We start from the raw sequence: 18,190 nt of genomic DNA on the forward strand, positions 1-18,190 counted from the left end.
AGTCGAGAAGCCGCGGCGTACTGGATGCCCCGGTCAAGCCGGGCCATGACACCGAGAGTTAGGAGGCGGCGCGCCACTCCTCACGCACGCTATCGTCGGACTCTCCGCTCAACGCAGCGCTCTTCATCGCCGCAAACTCCTCCTCCGACATTAACTGCCCCAACGCCCATACCGCGGCTCCACGCACCAGCGGGTTCGCATCCTCCAGCAATCGCCGCGCCTCCGCAGCCAGGGCCACCTCCCCGGAATTGCCGATCGCGATCAGCACGTTCCGCACAAAACGATCGCGGCCGATGCGCTTGATCGGCGACTTCGTGAACAGCGCACGGAATGAAGCATCGTCGAGCCGTGCCAGTTCAGCGAGATTAGGCGCGCGCAATTCGTCGCGCGCGGCGAGCTTGGCCTCGCGCCCCTCCTGCGCGAACTTGTTCCAGGGGCAGGCGGCAAGGCAATCATCGCAGCCATAGATGCGATTGCCGATGCTCTTGCGAAATTCGTGCGGGATCGGCCCCTTGTTCTCAATGGTGAGATACGAGATGCAGCGCCGCGCATCGAGCTTATAGGGCGCTGGAAACGCTGACGTAGGGCAGATGTCGAGACAGGCGCGGCACGAGCCGCAATGATCGATCTCCGCATCGTCGCGCGGCAGCTCCAGCGTGGTGTAGATCGCGCCGAGCAACAGCCAGGAGCCGAACTCGCGCGAGACGAGATTGGTGTGCTTGCCCTGCCAGCCCAGATGCGCAGCTTGCGCCAAGGGTTTCTCCATCACCGCCGCAGTGTCGACGAACACCTTCACGTCGGACGGCGCGGTCGCGACCAGCCAGCGCGCCAGCGCCTTCAGCCGTTTCTTGATCAGGTCGTGATAGTCATCGCCCTGCGCATAGACCGAGATTGCCGCGCGCGTGCTCTGCTTGAGGATCGCAAGCGGATCCTGGTCGGGGCCGTAATTGACGCCGAGCATGATCACCGAGCGCACGTCCTGCCACAGCCCGCGCGGATCGACGCGGCGTTCAGGGCTCGCAGCCAGCCAGTCCATGTCGCCATGGCCGCCGGATGCGATGAATTCGAGGAAGTATTTTCCGGCGCTCTCGATCGTGCCCGGTGCGGTGATGCCGATGCAGTCGAAGCCGAGCGCACGCGCTTCGCGCGCAAGCGCCGTCTTCAGTTCAGCCGGATCGGAGCTCAGAAATCCAGGTCCACATAAGTCCGCGACGCCGGCACGCCGGCCAGCCATTCGCTGAGCAGCGGACGGAACGACGGGCGGGACTTCACCCGCGCGTACCACGCCTTTGCTGCGTCGTCCTCGCTCCATGGCACGTCGCCCAGATAGTCGATCGCCGAGAGATGCGCCGCGGCGGCGAGATCCGCGTAGGTGAGCCGGTCGCCCGCGAGGAAGTTACGCGTCTGCGCCAGCCAGCCGATATAGGCCAGATGATAGCGCACGTTGGCCTTGGCGGCGCGCATCACGTCGGCCGAAGGCGGGCCGCCGCCGTCCTCCTCGCTCATGAACCGCTTGTAGATGCGCTCGGTGACGAGAGGGTGCGAGACCTCCTCGAAGAATTTTTCGTTGAACCAGGCCATCAGCCGGCGCACCTCGACCCGCTCGCCGATCGTTTGCGGCATCAGGCGCTTGGGTCCCATCTCGGCGCCATGGGCCTCGTCGACATATTCGGCGATGATCGCCGCGCCCGGTATGGGCGGCTGCTCGTCGTCCACCAGAACCGGCGTCGTTCCCGCCGCATTGAGCAGCAGAAACGCCTCGCGTCGTTCCCAGCTGCGCTCTTCGACCAGCTTCAGGTCGAGCCCGTATTCGCCCGCGATCAGGCGGATGAAGCGCGAATGCGGGCAGAACGGATGATGAAACAGCGTAAACATGAAGCCTTTGACTATTTGATGGTGCTTAAGAATCCATCAATGTTTGTGCGGCGCCACACTAGTTCCTCAAAACCGCGAAGCAAGGGCGTGATGTCGCATTTTGCGATTGCGGCATGGGGGCGAATAGGCGAGAAGAGCCCCGCTTTTCCAGCCGAAATGGACCGTAAATATGTCAGATGTAATACGGGCAGTGATCCTCGGCATCATCGAGGGTGTGACCGAGTTCCTTCCCGTGTCCTCGACCGGCCACCTCTTGCTTGCCGAGCGCTTCTTCCACCTCGGTGAAGGAGCCTTCTGGGATTCGTTTACGGTTCTGATCCAGCTGGGTGCGATCCTCGCGATCGTCGGGCTCTACTTCCGGAAGCTGTGGGACGTCGCGATTGGCCTGTTCACGGGCGATGCGTATGCGCGCCGCTTCGTGATCGGCGTGCTGGTGGCGTTCCTGCCGGCCGTGATCGTCGGCCTCGTCGCCGGCAAGTACATCAAGCTCATGCTGTTCAATCCGTGGGTCGTGTGCTTCACGCTGATCGTCGGCGGCGCCATCCTGCTCTGGGTCGACAGGCTCGAGCTCAAGCCGCGCGAGTATGATGCCACCAAGTTTCCGCTGTTGATGTATCTCTATATCGGCATCGCGCAGTGCGTGGCGATGATCCCGGGCGTGTCGCGCTCCGGCGCCAGCATTGTGGCCGCCATGCTGCTCGGTGCGGACAAGCGCGCCGCGGCGGAGTTTTCCTTCTTCCTCGCCATCCCCACCATGATCGGCGCGTTCGCCTACGATTTCTATAAGAACCGCTCCGAGATGACGATGGATCACATGAACATCGTCGCGATCGGCTTCGTGGTGTCGTTCATCACCGCGATCATCGTGGTCAAGACGTTCTTGGAATACGTCACCAGACATGGTTTCGTGCTGTTCGCGTGGTGGCGCGTCATCGTCGGCACGCTCGGCCTGATCGCGCTGGCGCTGGGGCACTAAAGCGCCTGGTTGTAGCCCGGATGGAGCGCAAGCGTAATCCGGGGCCGGCGTCGCTTGCTGCACGATCCCGGATTGCGCCATCGGGCGCTTCGCGCCGATCCGCCAGCTCCAACCGGGCTACGCCGCTCGGCTGTAAGAGCATTTTCAACGCAAAATAAGCTTTTGATCGGTAGTCAGTTTCCAACGCTAGGCGCGCGCCTGGCACAGGAGCTGAACCATGACCCTCGTCAGCGGCTGGGGGCGTTTCCCGGTCGTCGATAGCGATGTGCTGCGGCCGCGCTCGTTCGCGGCGGTCGGCGAGGCCGTCTCGGCCGGCACCGTCGCGCGCGGCAATGGCCGCGCCTATGGCGATGCCGCGATCGGCGCCGCCAGGACCGTCGCGATGACGGGGTTCGACCGGATCAGGTGGTTCGATCCGGCGACCGGACGCATCCGCCTCGAGGCCGGCGTGCTGCTGTCGGACCTGATCGAGACATTCGGCCCGCGCGGCTTCCTGCCCTTCGTCGTTCCCGGCACGCGCTTCGTGTCGATCGGCGGCGCGATTGCGGCCGACGTGCATGGCAAGAACCATCATTGCGAGGGCGGCTTCGGCCGTTATGTCGAGAGTATTTTGCTGCGCACCGGACAGGGCGAGGTGATCGAAGCCTCGCGCGAGCAGAACTCCGATGCGTTCTTTGCGACCATCGGCGGCATGGGCCTGACCGGAATCATCCTCGAGGCGACGATGCGATTGCGTCCGGCCGAAACGGGATGGATCCGCGAGCGGGTGATCCCCGCATCCGACCTCGACGCGGCGATGCGCGCGCTCGATGCGGGCGATTCCGCGACCTATTCGGTGGCCTGGATCGATTGTGTCGCGCGCGGCAAGGATCTCGGCCGCGCGCTGATTTATCTCGGCGAGCACGCCGGCAAAGACGAACTCGCTGCTGGCGCCGCTGCATTTCCCGTCGGCAAAGATCCCGGCCTCCGTGTGCCCGTCGATCTGCCCTCGATGACGCTGAACCGCATCAGCATCCGCGCCTTCAATGAGCTGTACTACCGCATGGGCGCGCGGCGCGCCCGCGGCAGCCAATTGGTCTCGCTCTATCCGTATTTCTTTCCGCTCGACAGCCTCAAAGACTGGAATCGCATCTATGGCAAGCGCGGCTTCCTCCAGCATCAATGCGTGATCCCGGAGCAGGGCGCGCGCGCCGTGCTCGGCGACATCCTCGAGCGCGTCGCGCGTCGCGGCGATGCCTCCTTTCTCGCCGTGCTCAAGAAGCTCGGACAGGGCGACGGCATCCTGTCGTTTCCGCTGCCCGGCTACACGCTGGCGCTGGATTTCCCGCTGAAGGGCGACATCCTGAATTTCCTCGACGAGATCGATCGCCTGGTCGTCGCGGCCGGCGGCCGGCTGTATCTCGCCAAGGATGCGCGCCAGTCGCGCGCGACGTTCGCGGCCGGCTATCCGGCCTTGCAGCGCTTCAATGCGATCCGCAAATCGCTCGATCCCGCCGGGACCATCCGCTCGAAACTTTCACAACGCCTGTTTGATGAGGTCTAGGCCGTGACGTCACGCAAGTCCGTATTGGTGCTGGGTGGCTCCTCCGATATCGGCCGCGCCGCCGCGCGCGCCTTTGCCAAGGCGGGATACGATGTCGGCCTCGCCGGCCGAGACGTTGCCGTGCTGGAGCCTGATGCCGCCGATCTGCGCGCGCGCTACAACATCGAGGTCGGTCTTTATAAATTCGATGTGCTCGACACTGCGTCGTTCGAGAGCTTTGTCGGCGGCCTGCCGGCGTTGCCTGACGTCGTTGTCTCGATCGTCGGCCTGCTCGGTGTGCAGGAGAAGGCCGAGAGCGATCTCGCCCACGCCACCACGATCATGCGCTCCAACTACGAAGGCCCCTCGCTGATCCTAGGCCTGTTCGCCGAAAAGTTTTTAGGCCGCGGCAATGGCACGGTCGTCGGCGTGTCCTCCGTTGCCGGCGATCGCGGCCGCGCCTCGAACTATGTCTATGGTTCGGCCAAGGCCGGCTTCTCCGCGTTCCTGTCGGGCCTGCGTGCCCGCGCCAGCCGCGGTGGCGTGCACGTCGTCACCGTAAAACCCGGCTTCGTCCGCACCAAGATGACGGAAGGCATGAAGCTGATCGGCCCGCTCACAGTCGAAGCGCCGGTGGTCGGCGATGCGATCCTTCAGGCCGTCGAGAGCAAAACCGACGTCATCTATGTCAGCGGCAAATGGCGCCTCGTGATGCTGATCATCAAGACGCTGCCGGAAGCGGTGTTCAAGAAGCTGAAGTTTTGAGGTGTATCTGCACCGGCGGTGCGCTCCCTCCCCCGCTTGCGGGGGAGGGTCGGGGAGAGGGTGTCTCCACAGAGAGACTCCCGATGACGAGAAAGCCCTCACCCGCCGCTTCGCGGCGACCTCTCCCGCAAGCGGGAGAGGTGTCAACCTCACGCGCTCTTGCGCTGGAACTGGCCCGCCGCGCGGAAACGCCAGAGATATTGTGGGGCAATGGTGTCGAGCGAATCGGCTGTGATGCCGAGCCCTTCCAGCGTCAGGCCCGCCGCCTTCGCCGCATCCGACACGACATTGTCGAGCTCGAGCATCGTGACCTGGTCCGGCGTCAGCTTCAGCGCGCCCGGCGCAAATTGCAGGAAGTTGGCCTTGAAGCGGGCGAGCCCGAACGGCAGCGGGATCAGCATCCGCTGGCGATTGGTGATGGCGAGGATGGCCTCGATGATCTCGCGCATGGTCAGCACATCCGGCCCGCCGAGCTCGTAGGTCGCGCCCGCCTTGGCCTTGCCGTCGACGGCATCGGCGATCGCGGTGGCGACGTCGGCGACATAGACCGGCTGTACCTTGGTCTCGCCGCCGATCAGCGGCAGCACCGGCGAAATCCGGGCCAGCGCGGCAAAGCGGTTGGTGAACTGGTCCTCGGGCCCGAACATCAAGGAGGGGCGGAAGATCGTCGCCGACGGCACGGCCGCCCTTACCGCCTCCTCCCCGGCCGCCTTGGCCTTGGCATAGCGCGAGGGCGATTTGGCGTCGGCGCCGATGGCGGAGACATGCACCAGGCTGGCGCCGGCGGCCGCCGCCGCCTTGGCGACGGTTTCGGCACCCTTGGCCTGGACGGCGTCAAAGGTCTGCTGGCCGCCCTCGGTGAGGACACCCACGAGGTTGATTACGACATGCGAATCACGCAGCGCGGCCTCGACCGAGGCCGGGTAGCGTAGGTTCGCCTGCACGGTGTGGACCTGCCCGACCTTGCCGGACGGCTGGAGGTATCCGGCCAGTTCCGGCCGCCGCACCGCCACCCGGATCCGGTAATCGCGCTTGCACAGGGCGCGGACGACATTCCGGCCCAAAAACCCCGATCCGCCGAAAATCGTGACGAGCGTGTCCAGATTCGATGCCATGGGGGTCGGTTCCTGCAGGTGGGTAACGTGTTGTCAGGCTTGTATCGGGCCGGTTTGCGATGCGCAATCGGCATCCCGAAACAGGCTTCACGCATGAATTGACAACGGCGTCACCGAACCGTAGTAACCGCCTCCGTGCCCCAAACGGCATGCCCAGGTGGTGGAATTGGTAGACGCGCTGGCTTCAGGTGCCAGTGGCTTAACGGCCGTGAAGGTTCGAGTCCTTTCCTGGGCACCATCCCCAACCCAAGTGGTTGAAATCGCTCATTTGCAGGGAAATTGAGCCGCTGACCGGTACACAAAGGCCGGGACACAGCGTCTATGGACTCTAGGAGTCCCGGATCTCCAATTTCATCATCATTGCCTTTCGGAAATCGGGAGTCCGGCAATTCCGGACGTAAGCGCGGCCGGATCGATCGAAAGCCAGCTCGCGGGCGGTCCTCAGACACTTGCCTTGGCGTCGAAGCGATCGCGTGGGCGGGCGTGGAAGCGGCCCTTCATCTTGAAGCCATCCCGCATATTGAGACCGAGAAGAACGATGTTGGTCGCGCCGGCAAACAGTTCGAGCGCCTGCACCGCGTAGAACGTGGAGTCGAACTCGGCGGCCTTCGCCTTGGAAGCAAGAAACAAGGCGGCAGGAATCAGAACCAGGATGCCGTTGCCGGCGATGAACGGCATGCGTTTGATCTTCGCACCGATCAGGCCAGCACGCCGCCCCTTGGCGAGGAAGAGCCCCGAGCCTCCCGTCACTGCCAGCGCCGGAACCAACAACAGGAAGCCCCATGGGATGGCCGTCTTGACCATGGTCACGCTCGCGTGTGACGCGAGCATCTCCGCGAAAACCGTGGAAAGCCAGAAGGTCGCAACAGTCGTCAGTGCGACCGCGCCCGCTATCGGGTGGATGATCTTGGTCATCGGGTCCTGCCGTTTTCGAAGCGAGCTACGCGACGCAGATGCCGGGCACGGCGACCTTCTGGAACAGGTGCGGAGAGGCGACGGCGGAGGAGGGATAGGCTGAGATCTTCGATCTGAACTCAGGGTGCGTGAACGCAGCCCGGAAGTGGGCAGTCGATTCCCAGACGGCATAGTTCAGATAGGTCGGGCTTTCGCCGATCGCGCGGTGAAGCTGGGTGGAGATGAAGCCCGGCTGCCGCTTCATGAAGGCGGCATCGTCCTGCCAGACCTGGAGGAAACTCTGCTCGTCGGCCTTGTCGAGAGTGAAGACATTCACCAGCACGACAGGGCTGGTATCGATGCCGAGCTGACGATCGATCGGAAAGGCGGGGTCCAGTGGGCGTAGGTGGGACATGAAGCCTCCGTGAGGTTGGTTGCATGATGTCATTATGGTACGATGCTATATACCAACTTGACATTATAATGTCAATACAGACTTATGGTGACATATGCTGAAATCCGAACGCACGCCAGCCGGCGATGCTCTGACCAACCTCATGCTCGACTTGTTCCGGCTGAACAGCCTGCTCTTGACCGCAGGCGACCGGTTGGTGGCCCGCCTCGGGCTCACCAGCGCCCGCTGGCAAATCCTCGGCGCCATCGTGCACGCAGAGCGCCCCCAGCCAGTCGCATGGCTTGCCCGCGATCTGGGTGCCAATCGGCAGAACGTGCAGCGGATCGTCAACGACCTTCTCGCGGAAGGGCTTGTGGCGTTCGAGGCCAACCCGCATCACCGGCGAGCGCAACTTGTCGTCCTGACCGATAAGGGACGGCGCACTTTCGACGCTGCCATGGCTTTGCAGGCGCCGTGGGCCAACAGCCTTTCGGAAGGGCTCGCGGTCAAGGACCTGCAAGCCGTTCACCGTGTCGTCACGGCGCTACGGAAGAAACTGGAGAGCAACGATGAGCCTGAAGAGCGAGGCTAGTCCAGCGGTTCGGACGATGACTTATTGGGATCGCCGAAGTATCGCCGCCACAACGGTGTCTCTGTAGGACGAATCAGCCCGCCCTCACACCACCCGCTTCCCCGCCCGCTCCGCCACCGCCTTCTGCACAAAATACATCGCGACCAGTGAGACGATCGAGGTCGCGACGACGATGTAGCCTAGGCGGTCGAAATGGATCAGCGAGCCGTCCGCCTGTTGCGCGATGATGCCTGCGGCGAGCACCGAGCCGAGCCCGCCGGAGAGCTGCTGAAGCGAGGCGCTGACCGCGCTGAACGAGCCGCGCTGACTCGCGTCGGGGATCGCCGACATCAAGGCCTGCGACGGGATCATGCGCGAGAAGATGCCGACGAACATCAAGACGTTGACGAGGATCGCGGTCGCCAGCGAGACGTGGCCGAGATGGGTGTAGATCAGCACCATGATCACAGAAACCACGCTGCCGAACACAAAGGTCGGGTATTTGCCGAACGCGTCGCTCGCCCTGCCGACCAGCGGCCCGGTGACGATGCTGAACAGGCCTGAGACGAGATAGATCGTCGGCAGATGCGTAATGTCGATGCCGAGATTGTGCACGGTGAAGGCGCTGGAGAACGGCATCAGCATGTAGCCGCCGGTCGCCAGCAGCGTCGTGACGGCGAAGGCCAGCGTGTAGCGCGTCTGTCCGATCGTCGCGATCAGATGGCGGAACGGGTTTCTGTCCTGCTTCAATTTCAGGTGCGCGTCGACCGGCTCCATGATCAGGGCGATGATCGCGATCGCGGCGATCGACACCACGACGATCGCGGCGAAGCAGACATGCCAATTCCAGTGATTGGCGAGAAACAGCCCGGCCGGAATGCCGAGCACCTGGCTCGCGGCAAACGCTGTCTGGATGAAGCCCATCACGCGGCCGCGCAGGTGCAGCGCAAACAGGTCGGTGACGATGGCGAGCACGACCGAGCCGATCACGCCGCCGAACAATCCGGTCACGACCCGGCCGAGCAGCAGCACATGGTAGGTCTGCGCGGCGGCGCAGAGCATGGTTCCGAGCGTGAAGCCGACATAGAAGAACAAGAGCAGGCGCTTGCGATCGAAGCGATCGGCAAAGCCGGCGGCGAGGATGCCCGAGATCCCCGCACTGAACGCGTAGGCCGACACCGCGACGCCGAACTGCCCGGCCGTGATGTTGAGCGAGGGCATCAGGATGGCGCCGAGCGGCGACATGATGATGAAATCGAGGATAATCGTGAACTGCGTGAACGCGAGCAACGCGATGAGGAGCGCCTGATAGCGCGAAAAGCCGCGTTGGCGTTCCCTTGGGTCGTCGACGGGCGCGGCGAGCGTCTGTTCAGTCATGGCACCTGATTCAGGGTGAAGGCGACGGGGGCGCGAGAAACTGGCAGATAGGGTGGACGGGGACGATGTCCACAGGGCGCAAGGCAAAAGCTCTGCTGGAACAGGACGCGCGCGCGGGTTGTGGGATTTGGGCAACAGGGCCTTCGGCGGGAGACCGTCCGCCCCCTCTCACGCCGAGTTAAGCCGCCCTTAGCGAATGCCCCTTAGGCTCGCGGCCGTCCATTTCCCCTGCTCCCCGGCCTCCCCAGCCTTTGGGCCGGTCATTTGGCGGCAAGTAAGAGCATTTTCGGATGGAGCAGCCTGCCTGGCAGCATGATTCTGGCGCCCCGGCGCCGTCGGCGATTGCGGCGGCTGGGCGGACGCTTGTCGTCGATCTGGAAGGCGCGCTGCTGCGTTCCGAGCTGCTGATGGAAGCGCTGTTCAGCGCGCCCGGCCGCATGCTGGCCCGCTTCGGCGCGGGCGGGCGGGCGGGCATGGCGGCGCTCACGGATATCCTGGCGCGGGCCGAGATCGACTATGCCCATCTGCCCTATGATTCCGATGTGCTGAACCGGGCGCTGGCGGCGCGGGCGCGGGGCGCGAAGATCTATCTCGTCGCCGGACGTTTCGTCGATCATGCGGCGGGCATTGCCGCGCATCTTGGTTTTGACGGCGTCGTGACGCCGGCTGATCTTGCTGCGGGCAACACGCTGCCGTTCGATCGCGGCGCGGTCGAGCGCATCGACGACCGAGGCGGAAGTCGCGTCAGCCTAAAAACCTGGGCCAAGGCGCTGCGCGTCTATCAATATGCCAAGAACACGCTGGTGTTCGTGCCGGCGCTCACCGCGCATCAGATGAATCTTCCGACGCTCGGCCATGCGCTGCTGGCGTTCATGGCGTTCTCGGCCTGCGCGTCGGGCGCCTATCTGATGAACGATCTCTTGGATCTCGCCGCCGACCGGCAGCATCCGACCAAGCGACATCGCGCGCTCGCGGCCGGCGATTTGCCGATCTCCTCCGCGCTATCAGCGATTCCTGCGCTGTGGTTGTTCGCGCTCGTCGCCGGCCTCTGCATCTCGCCTCTCTTCCTCGGCGTGCTCGGCGCCTATCTCGTCACCACGATCGCTTATTCGCTCGCGCTCAAGCGTAAGATGCTGGTCGACGTGGTGACGCTGTCGGGCCTGTACAGCTTGCGCATCATCGCCGGCGCCGTCGGCGTCGGCGTGGTGCTGTCGGAATGGCTGTTGATCTTCTCGCTGTTCGTGTTCACCTCGCTCGCCTTGATCAAGCGCTTCAGCGAGCTCAGCATGCGCGAGAGCGCGGGCCTCGCCGATCCCTCCAACCGCGACTACAGGATCACCGATCTGCATGTCATCGCCGCGATGGCGGCGGCGAGCGCGATGAACGCGGTGACCGTGTTCTCGCTCTACGTCTCCTCTTCCGCGGTGACGCCGCTCTACAGTCGCCCCTGGATGCTGTGGCTGCTCAACCCGCTGCTGCTCTACTGGTTCGGCCGCGCCCTGATGATGGCGCATCGCCGCGAGATGCCTGACGATCCCATCATCTACGCTTTCCGCGATGGCCCCAGCCGCATCACGGTGGCGGCGATGATCTGCATCATGCTGGCGGCGATCTGACCGGGCCCGTAAGGTCACGGCCGGCGCTTGCGCGGCGTGCTGCGAGTGGATACATCGCGGGTAATCCCGATTAGCCTATTCTGCCGACCGACCGATTCGAGGTTTTGAAACGCCATGACCGTACGCCTGCATCGCGGCGACCTGCCCGACCTGTCCCGCTACACCGGAGCGGTGGCGATCGACACCGAGACCATGGGGCTGAACCCGCACCGCGACCGGCTCTGCGTGGTGCAGCTCTCGCCCGGTGACGGCAGTGCCGACGTGGTGCAGATCCCCAAGGGCCACACCGATGCGCCGAATCTGAAGGCGCTGCTGGCCAATCCCGCCATCACCAAGATCTTCCACTTTGCGCGGTTCGACATCGCGGTGCTGTACCAGACCTTCGGGATCATGACCGGGCCGATCTACTGCACCAAGATCGCCTCCCGCCTGACCCGCACCTATACCGACCGCCACGGCCTGAAAGACCTCGTGCGCGAGGTGCTCAACATCGACCTCTCCAAGCAGCAGCAGTCCAGCGACTGGGGCTCCGACAGCCTGACCGAGCCGCAGCTCGCCTATGCCGCCTCCGACGTGCTGCATCTGCACGGCTTGCGCGAGCGGCTCGATGCCATGCTGGTGCGGGAGGGCCGCACCCAGCTGGCGCAGGCCTGTTTCGACTTCCTGCCGACCCGCGCCCTGCTCGACCTGCAGGGCTGGGCGGAAGAGGACATTTTCGCGCATTCCTGACGCCTCCTGTGGTCGCTGGGTTCAGGGCTGTCGCCCCGTTTCGGACACTTTCGTAACGGCCTGTCGCCGGCTGCATATTTCGGCGGCGCCGGGTACAATGGGGCGCCTTCGACTGGACAAGGTTAGCGACACGCTGGAGCAGCGGTGAACTCGGCCCAGAATCCCACCTACGACGCCGCGCTTGCGGCGAAGTTCGCAAGCGCGGCGCGCCACAGCCGCCTGGTGCGGATTCTGCGCGTCGCGGTGCCGGGCGCGGTGCTGCTGTCCATGGCCGCCATCGTCGGTGTGTCGGTGTTCAATCCGTTCCGCATGCTGATGCCGAAACTGCCGCTCGATTCCGGAAACATGGTGGTGTCGGGCACCAAGATCACGATGGAATCGCCGCATCTCGCCGGCTTCACCCCGGACCAGCGGCCCTACGAGCTCTGGGCCAAGACCGCGACGCAGGACATCACCGACCCCGATCATGTCGATCTTTCCGATCTGCGCGCGAAGGTGCTGATGGAGGATCAATCCACCCTGTTCCTCGACGCTCGCACCGGCCGTTTCGACAACAAGCAGCAGCAGCTCGATCTGCACAAGGACATCTTGCTGCGTACCTCCACCGGCTACGAGGCGCGGCTGAACTCCGCCTTCGTCGACATGAACAAGGGCACGGTCACTTCGGACGAGCGCGTCGACGTCAAGCTGACCAACGGCACGCTGACGGCGGACCGGCTGCGGATCACCGAGGGCGGCGATCTCATCCGCTTCGAGGGCAACGTGGTGATGCATCTGGATAAGCTGGACGACACCGCCGCCGCGCAGCCTGCGCCACCCGATCCAGCGCCACCTGCGAAGACGCGCACGCCTCAGAACAAGTCTGCCAATTCAAAGTGATTTTCATGATCAGGTTTTTTTCGCGCAACGACAACAAGCGCAGTGCCATCATCCGTGCGGCTGTGCTGAGCCTCGGTCTCTTGATCGCTGCCGATGCGGCGCGTGCACAGAGCTCGGCGAACGCGCCGAACAACGCGCTGCAGGGCTTCTCGCAAAACCGGGATCAGCCGATTCAGATCGAAGCGGCCTCGCTCGAGATGCGCGACAAGAAGAAGGAGGCGACCTTCTCCGGCAATGTGAAGGTCATCCAGGGCGACACCACCATGACCTCGAAGACGCTGGTGGTGTTTTACGAGTCGAGCGGCGGCGATAAGCCGGCCACGCCGCAGCCCGCGGCGAAGGGCGCGAAGTCGACCGCGCCGATGCAGTCGGCGACGCCGGGGCCGGGCGGCAGTTCCGCGATCAAGCGGCTGGAGGCGCACGGCAATGTCGTGGTCACCCAGAAGGACCAGGTGGTGACGGGCGAGTCTGCCATCTTCGACACCAAGACCAATCTCATCACCATGTTCGGCGGCGGCGCGGGCCAGGTCGTGATGACGCAGTGCAAGAACGTGATGCGTGGCGATCGGCTGAAGGTCGACATGACGACCGGCGTGTCGCGGGTGGAATCTGATAGCGGCCGGGTTCAGGTCTTGCTGCCGCAAGGTGGCGGCAGTGATTGCGGCCAGGGGGCCAAACCCGGCACGGCGCCACCTCTGCAATTGCCCGGCGCAAGTAAACAAAAGTAAATTCAATCACTTGTCTCGGATGCTCCGGATCCGAGGTTGAAGCTTGCCCGGCAAGACTGTATCTAGCGCGAAGGGCTTTCGAAGCGGGGTTCGCCGCTTTTCGGGCGTGTTTCACTGGGCATGAGACATCCCTTCACTCGGGCTGCACCGGCAAATCGCAAGGCCGGGGCGGCAGATCGCGGGATCACGCGCGGATCATCGTGCAGGATTGTCGTGCAGGATCGTCGTGAAAGGCTAGAAGGCGGGGATGGTCGATCTCTTCAGCATGTTCCGTCGACGCCCCGCCAAACGCGGCCGGCCAGGATTTGCGCGTCAGGACATCACCGCGCTCGGTGACAACGTCGGTGGTCTCGTGACCAGCCCGGTACGGGACGCGCCGCCGCTCGCCCGTGACCAGGCGATGCGGGCGCCCGACCAGTTCCAGGGTGACTACCAGGCCGACTATCAAGCCGAGCCGCCGCGTCCGCAGGCGGTTCACCCCGTCAGGGCCGCCACCAGGTCCAATGGCGCAGGCGGGCCGCAGCTGCTGCGGCGGCCGGGCTTCCTGGCTGTGCATAGCGTGGAAAAGGCCTTCGGCAGCCGCCAGGTCGTGCGCGGTGTCAGCATCTATGTGCGCCGCGGCGAAGCCGTCGGCCTACTCGGTCCGAACGGCGCCGGCAAGACCACCGTGTTCTACATGATCACCGGCCTGATCAAGGCCGATCGCGGCGCGATCGAGCTCGACGGCCACGACGTCACGAAACTCCCGATGTATCAGCGCGCGCGGCTCGGCATCGGCTATCTGCCGCAGGAGGCCTCGATCTTCCGTGGCCTCACCGTCGAGCAGAACATCCGCGCCGTGCTCGAAGTGGTCGAGCCTTCGCGCAAGAAGCGCGAGCAGCAGCTCGATTCGCTGCTCGACGAGTTCAACATCACGCGCCTTAGGAAATCACCGTCGATCGCGCTATCAGGCGGTGAGCGCCGGCGCGTCGAGATCGCGCGCGCGCTGGCGACGCGGCCGAACTACATGCTGCTCGACGAGCCCTTCGCCGGCATCGATCCGATCGCGGTCGGCGACATCCAGGACCTCGTCCGCCATCTCACCAATCGCGGCATCGGCGTCTTGATCACCGACCACAATGTGCGCGAGACGCTCGGCCTCACCGATCGCGCCTACATCGTCTATGCCGGTGAAATCCTGACCGAGGGTACTCCGGATGAAATCGTCGCCGATCCGGACGTGCGCCGGCTTTACCTTGGCGAGGAATTCCGCCTCTAGCCCGTTTTTGCGTTCGTCAAGACGTGTACATCGGGGCCGGACTAGGATAAGCAAAAATCGGACCAATTTTTGGGAACGGTTCTTGCTTCATGGCGCTCACGCAGAGATTAGAGTTCCGGCAATCGCAGTCGCTGGTCATGACGCCGCAGCTGATGCAGGCGATCAAGCTGCTGCAATTGTCCAATCTCGATCTCACGACCTTCGTGGAGGAGGAACTCGAGCGTAACCCGCTACTGGAGCGAGCCAATGACGAGGCCGGCGGCGAAGCTTCCGCCGACGCCGGCCAGTACGGCGAGGAGGCCCGCGGCCAAGACGATGGTAACGGCGACAGTCTCGGCGACGACGGCTTTGGTGGCAGCGCGGAGGCGTTCGAACCCGGCCAGGAAGAATGGATGAGCAAGGATCTCGGCACCCGCGCCGAGATCGAGCAGACCCTGGACACCGGCCTCGACAACGTCTTCTCCGAGGAGCCGGCCGAGGCGGCTGCGCGCAATGCCCAGGACGCCGCGCCGAGCGTCTACACCGAGTGGGGCGGCGGCGCCTCCGGGGATGAAGACTACAATCTCGAGGCCTTCGTCGCCGCCGAGATGACGCTCGCCGACCATCTTGCCGAGCAGCTCTCGGTCGCCTTCACCGCGCCGGCGCAGCGCATGATCGGCCAGTACCTGATCGACCTCGTCGATGAGGCCGGCTATCTGCCGCCGGATCTCGGCCAGGCCGCCGAGCGTCTCGGCGCATCGCAACAGGACGTCGAGGACGTCCTTGCCGTGCTGCAAAAATTCGATCCGCCCGGCGTCTGTGCGCGCAATTTGAGCGAATGCCTGGCGATCCAGCTGCGCGAGCTCGACCGCTACGATCCGGCCATGCAGGCGCTGGTCGAGCATCTCGATCTCCTCGCCAAGCGCGACATCGCGTCCTTGCGCAAGCTCTGCGGCGTCGACGACGAGGACATCGCCGACATGATCGGCGAGATCCGCCGCCTCAATCCCAAGCCCGGCATGAAGTTCGGCTCGGCGCGACTCCAGACCATGGTGCCCGACGTCTATGTCCGCCCGGGTCCCGACGGCGGCTGGCATGTCGAGCTCAACAGCGACACCCTGCCGCGCGTGCTGGTCAACCAGACCTATTATTCCGAGCTGTCGAAGAAGATCGGCAAGGACGGCGACAAGTCCTACTTCACCGATGCGCTTCAGAACGCGACCTGGCTGGTGCGCGCGCTCGACCAGCGCGCCCGCACCATCCTGAAAGTTGCAACCGAGATCGTGCGCCAGCAGGACGGCTTCTTCACCCATGGCGTGGCACACTTGCGGCCGCTCAATCTCAAGGCCGTCGCTGACGCCATCCAGATGCATGAATCCACGGTGTCGCGCGTCACCGCCAACAAATACATGGCGACCAATCGCGGCACGTTCGAGCTGAAATATTTCTTCACGGCCTCGATCGCCTCGGCCGACGGCGGCGAGGCGCATTCCGCCGAAGCCGTTCGCCACCACATCAAGCAGCTGATCGATTCGGAAGAGCCCACGGCGATCCTGTCGGATGACACCATCGTGGAACGCTTGCGCGCCTCGGGCATTGATATTGCCCGCCGCACGGTCGCGAAGTACCGCGAAGCCATGCGCATACCCTCCTCGGTGCAACGTCGCCGCGACAAGCAGAGCGCTCTTGGTAACGTCCTCTCCACCGCAATGTCCGATCGTTCCCGCAACACCGAGCCGGCCTGATTGCGCCGGGGCGAAATCGCGCTACTCTCACCTCCCCATTGAGACCGATCCAAGCATGCGCATGAACCGGAAAAGTGCACAGCGGTTTTCCCTCCCGACAAATGCGGAACGCGTTTGCGGGAAGATCATGCGCAGGGAACAACTTCAGCTGCGGTGACCCGTCATCGCAGCTGAGGCGCAAACCAAGCGAGGCATCACATGACTCTCCGGATTTCGGGCAAGAGCATCAGCGTCGGCGACGCCCTGCGCGGCCGCGTTGCCGACCGCACCGACGAGGTGCTGCGCAAATATTTCGACGGCAACTATTCCGGCCACATCACGCTGAGCAAGGACGGCTTCGGCTTCCGCACCGATTGCGCGCTGCACCTCGATTCGGGAATCACCCTGGAAGCCGATTCGAACGCGCCGGATGCCTATGCCAGCGCCGACCAGGCGCTGCTGATGATCGAGAAGCGGCTGCGCCGCTACAAGAACCGCCTCAAGGACCGTTCCGCCCGCAAGGCCCATGCCGCCACCGAGGCGATGGCTGCGCTCAATGCCATGAGCTATGTGCTCGAGGCGCCCGAGGGCGAGGATGAGGTCTCCGGCTACAGCCCCGTGATCATCGCGGAGCAAACCACCTCGCTCAAGTCGCTGTCGGTCAGCGAGGCCGTCATGGAACTCGATCTGAGCGGGGCGCCTTGCCTGGTGTTCCAGCACGGCTCCTCGGGCCGGGTGAACATCATATACCGTCGGGCAGACGGCAATGTGGGCTGGATCGACCCTCCGGGCGGCAAAACAGACCGCAAGGTGGACGGTTAATGGTTCCGGCCCCTCCGCAAGCCTTAACAATGACCGTGGGCAAAGCTGCACGCGGGAGTTGGCACCGGGATTGCGTTGGAGTAGAAGCGCCCCACATCAGGACTGGGGCTAAGTCCTCCTCCTGCTTCAGGTTATTGACGCCGGCTCAGCTTGGTCTTCCAAGATGGCCAAATCGGAACTGACGGTTTAATTCACCTCGGAAAGCTTCCATGCCGATTACCGATCTGGTCGCACCCGAGGCGATTCTCCCGGCATTGAAAGTCAACAGCAAGAAGCAAGCCTTGCAGGAACTCGCGGCCAAGGCCGCCGAGTTGACCGGGCAGAACGAGCGCTCCGTCTTCGAAGTGCTGCTTCAGCGCGAGAAGCTCGGCACCACCGCAGTCGGCTACGGCGTCGCCATTCCCCACGGCAAGCTACCCAAGCTGGACAAGATCTTCGGCCTGTTCGCGCGCCTCGATCGCCCGATCGATTTCGAATCGATGGATGGCCAGCCGGTCGATCTCGTCTTCCTGCTGCTCGCCCCCGAAGGCGCCGGCGCCGACCACCTCAAAGCCCTCGCCCGCATCGCCCGCCTGCTGCGCGACCAGGACATCGCCAAAAAACTCCGCGCCTCGCGCGACGCCCAGGCGATCTACTCGGTGCTGGCCCTGCCGCCAGCGACGGCGGCCTGAGCATCCTTGCGAGCGTAGCTCTCTCACCACCGTCATTGCCGGCTGTAAGGGAGCGTGCCCCGGACGCAGCGCAGCGCTTCCCTCGCGATGCGAAGCATCGTCGAGTGCGGTGCGCTGCAGATCCGGGGCCCATGTCTCCACATCGTGCGTGTTGCGTTACGGGTCCCGGCTCTGCGCCGCGACGCTTCACGCTGCATCGCGCCCGGGACACGAGAGTTGGGCACCCTGTAGCCTCACACTTCGTCATGTATGGACGGCCCCCTCTCGGCAAGGGCTTTTTGGTGCTTCAGCAAAT

The 18,190-nt window shown here is 64.2% G+C and carries 18 protein-coding genes and 1 tRNA gene; 13 read left to right on the forward strand and 6 right to left on the reverse strand.

Features of this window, described 5'->3' with window-relative positions:
- Positions 1–58 precede the first annotated feature (58 nt).
- A complete protein-coding gene (gene queG / locus AAE027_RS25625; protein WP_370988980.1) occupies positions 59–1,234 on the reverse strand; it encodes a tRNA epoxyqueuosine(34) reductase QueG in 1,176 nt (391 codons plus the stop codon).
- Positions 1,183–1,875, reverse strand: a complete 693-nt coding sequence (locus tag AAE027_RS25630) for a glutathione S-transferase family protein (protein ID WP_128930451.1) — start codon at positions 1,873–1,875, stop codon at positions 1,183–1,185. The genes queG and AAE027_RS25630 overlap by 52 nt, the downstream gene beginning before the upstream one ends.
- A 169-nt stretch (positions 1,876–2,044) precedes the next feature.
- Between AAE027_RS25630 and AAE027_RS25635 the strand changes: the two genes are divergently transcribed.
- The 3 genes from AAE027_RS25635 to AAE027_RS25645 all read left to right on the forward strand — a co-directional run bounded on the left by AAE027_RS25635 (position 2,045) and on the right by AAE027_RS25645 (position 5,138).
- Complete coding sequence (locus tag AAE027_RS25635; RefSeq protein ID WP_370988979.1) at positions 2,045–2,851, forward strand: undecaprenyl-diphosphate phosphatase; 807 nt, start codon at positions 2,045–2,047, stop codon at positions 2,849–2,851.
- 217 nt (positions 2,852–3,068) lie between these two features.
- Positions 3,069–4,394 carry an FAD-binding oxidoreductase gene (locus AAE027_RS25640; protein WP_370988978.1) on the forward strand — a complete coding sequence of 442 codons (1,326 nt, stop codon included), beginning with the start codon at positions 3,069–3,071 and terminating at the stop codon, positions 4,392–4,394.
- Between the two features lie 3 nt (positions 4,395–4,397).
- A complete protein-coding gene (locus AAE027_RS25645) occupies positions 4,398–5,138 on the forward strand; it encodes an SDR family oxidoreductase (protein WP_370988977.1) in 741 nt (246 codons plus the stop codon).
- Between the two features lie 149 nt (positions 5,139–5,287).
- Here AAE027_RS25645 and AAE027_RS25650 read toward each other — a convergent pair whose 3' ends face one another.
- Positions 5,288–6,253: a complex I NDUFA9 subunit family protein gene (locus tag AAE027_RS25650; protein ID WP_370988976.1), complete on the reverse strand. Its 966-nt coding sequence runs from the start codon at positions 6,251–6,253 to the stop codon at positions 5,288–5,290.
- Positions 6,254–6,404: 151 nt separating this feature from the next.
- Between AAE027_RS25650 and AAE027_RS25655 the strand changes: the two genes are divergently transcribed.
- Positions 6,405–6,491 (forward strand) — tRNA-Leu (locus tag AAE027_RS25655).
- Positions 6,492–6,694: 203 nt separating this feature from the next.
- Here AAE027_RS25655 and AAE027_RS25660 read toward each other — a convergent pair.
- Together AAE027_RS25660 and AAE027_RS25665 are read right to left on the reverse strand one after the other, a co-directional pair.
- Complete coding sequence (locus AAE027_RS25660; RefSeq protein ID WP_370988975.1) at positions 6,695–7,168, reverse strand: hypothetical protein; 474 nt, start codon at positions 7,166–7,168, stop codon at positions 6,695–6,697.
- 25 nt (positions 7,169–7,193) lie between these two features.
- On the reverse strand, positions 7,194–7,562 hold the full coding sequence (locus tag AAE027_RS25665; RefSeq protein ID WP_128940732.1) for an antibiotic biosynthesis monooxygenase family protein: 369 nt from the start codon (positions 7,560–7,562) through the stop codon (positions 7,194–7,196).
- A 94-nt stretch (positions 7,563–7,656) separates the two neighbouring features.
- Between AAE027_RS25665 and AAE027_RS25670 the strand changes: the two genes are divergently transcribed.
- On the forward strand, positions 7,657–8,133 hold the full coding sequence (locus AAE027_RS25670; protein WP_370988974.1) for a MarR family winged helix-turn-helix transcriptional regulator: 477 nt from the start codon (positions 7,657–7,659) through the stop codon (positions 8,131–8,133).
- 84 nt (positions 8,134–8,217) lie between these two features.
- Here AAE027_RS25670 and AAE027_RS25675 read toward each other — a convergent pair whose 3' ends face one another.
- Positions 8,218–9,489 (reverse strand): MFS transporter, encoded by a 1,272-nt coding sequence (locus AAE027_RS25675; RefSeq protein ID WP_370988973.1) that lies wholly within the window; start codon positions 9,487–9,489, stop codon positions 8,218–8,220.
- Positions 9,490–9,779: 290 nt separating this feature from the next.
- Here AAE027_RS25675 and AAE027_RS25680 point away from each other — a divergent pair, with 290 nt between their 5' ends.
- The 8 genes from AAE027_RS25680 to ptsN all read left to right on the forward strand — a co-directional run bounded on the left by AAE027_RS25680 (position 9,780) and on the right by ptsN (position 17,895).
- Positions 9,780–11,105, forward strand: a complete 1,326-nt coding sequence (locus tag AAE027_RS25680; RefSeq protein WP_370988972.1) for a UbiA family prenyltransferase — start codon at positions 9,780–9,782, stop codon at positions 11,103–11,105.
- Positions 11,106–11,219: 114 nt separating this feature from the next.
- A complete protein-coding gene (locus AAE027_RS25685; protein ID WP_091882381.1) occupies positions 11,220–11,834 on the forward strand; it encodes a ribonuclease D in 615 nt (204 codons plus the stop codon).
- Positions 11,835–11,978: 144 nt separating this feature from the next.
- Positions 11,979–12,713 (forward strand): LPS export ABC transporter periplasmic protein LptC, encoded by a 735-nt coding sequence (gene lptC / locus AAE027_RS25690; RefSeq protein WP_370988971.1) that lies wholly within the window; start codon positions 11,979–11,981, stop codon positions 12,711–12,713.
- A 5-nt stretch (positions 12,714–12,718) separates the two neighbouring features.
- Positions 12,719–13,441, forward strand: a complete 723-nt coding sequence (locus tag AAE027_RS25695) for an LptA/OstA family protein (RefSeq protein WP_370988970.1) — start codon at positions 12,719–12,721, stop codon at positions 13,439–13,441.
- Positions 13,442–13,688: 247 nt separating this feature from the next.
- Positions 13,689–14,699 (forward strand): LPS export ABC transporter ATP-binding protein, encoded by a 1,011-nt coding sequence (lptB, locus tag AAE027_RS25700; RefSeq protein WP_370988969.1) that lies wholly within the window; start codon positions 13,689–13,691, stop codon positions 14,697–14,699.
- Positions 14,700–14,788: 89 nt separating this feature from the next.
- Positions 14,789–16,423 carry an RNA polymerase factor sigma-54 gene (gene rpoN, locus AAE027_RS25705; protein WP_370988968.1) on the forward strand — a complete coding sequence of 545 codons (1,635 nt, stop codon included), beginning with the start codon at positions 14,789–14,791 and terminating at the stop codon, positions 16,421–16,423.
- Between the two features lie 198 nt (positions 16,424–16,621).
- On the forward strand, positions 16,622–17,224 hold the full coding sequence (gene hpf, locus AAE027_RS25710; protein WP_370988967.1) for a ribosome hibernation-promoting factor, HPF/YfiA family: 603 nt from the start codon (positions 16,622–16,624) through the stop codon (positions 17,222–17,224).
- A gap of 209 nt (positions 17,225–17,433) precedes the next feature.
- Positions 17,434–17,895, forward strand: a complete 462-nt coding sequence (gene ptsN / locus AAE027_RS25715) for a PTS IIA-like nitrogen regulatory protein PtsN (protein WP_091882367.1) — start codon at positions 17,434–17,436, stop codon at positions 17,893–17,895.
- The last annotated feature ends 295 nt before the right edge of the window (positions 17,896–18,190 follow it).

Source organism: Bradyrhizobium sp. DN3 (assembly GCF_041357655.1).
GTDB lineage: Bacteria > Pseudomonadota > Alphaproteobacteria > Rhizobiales > Xanthobacteraceae > Bradyrhizobium.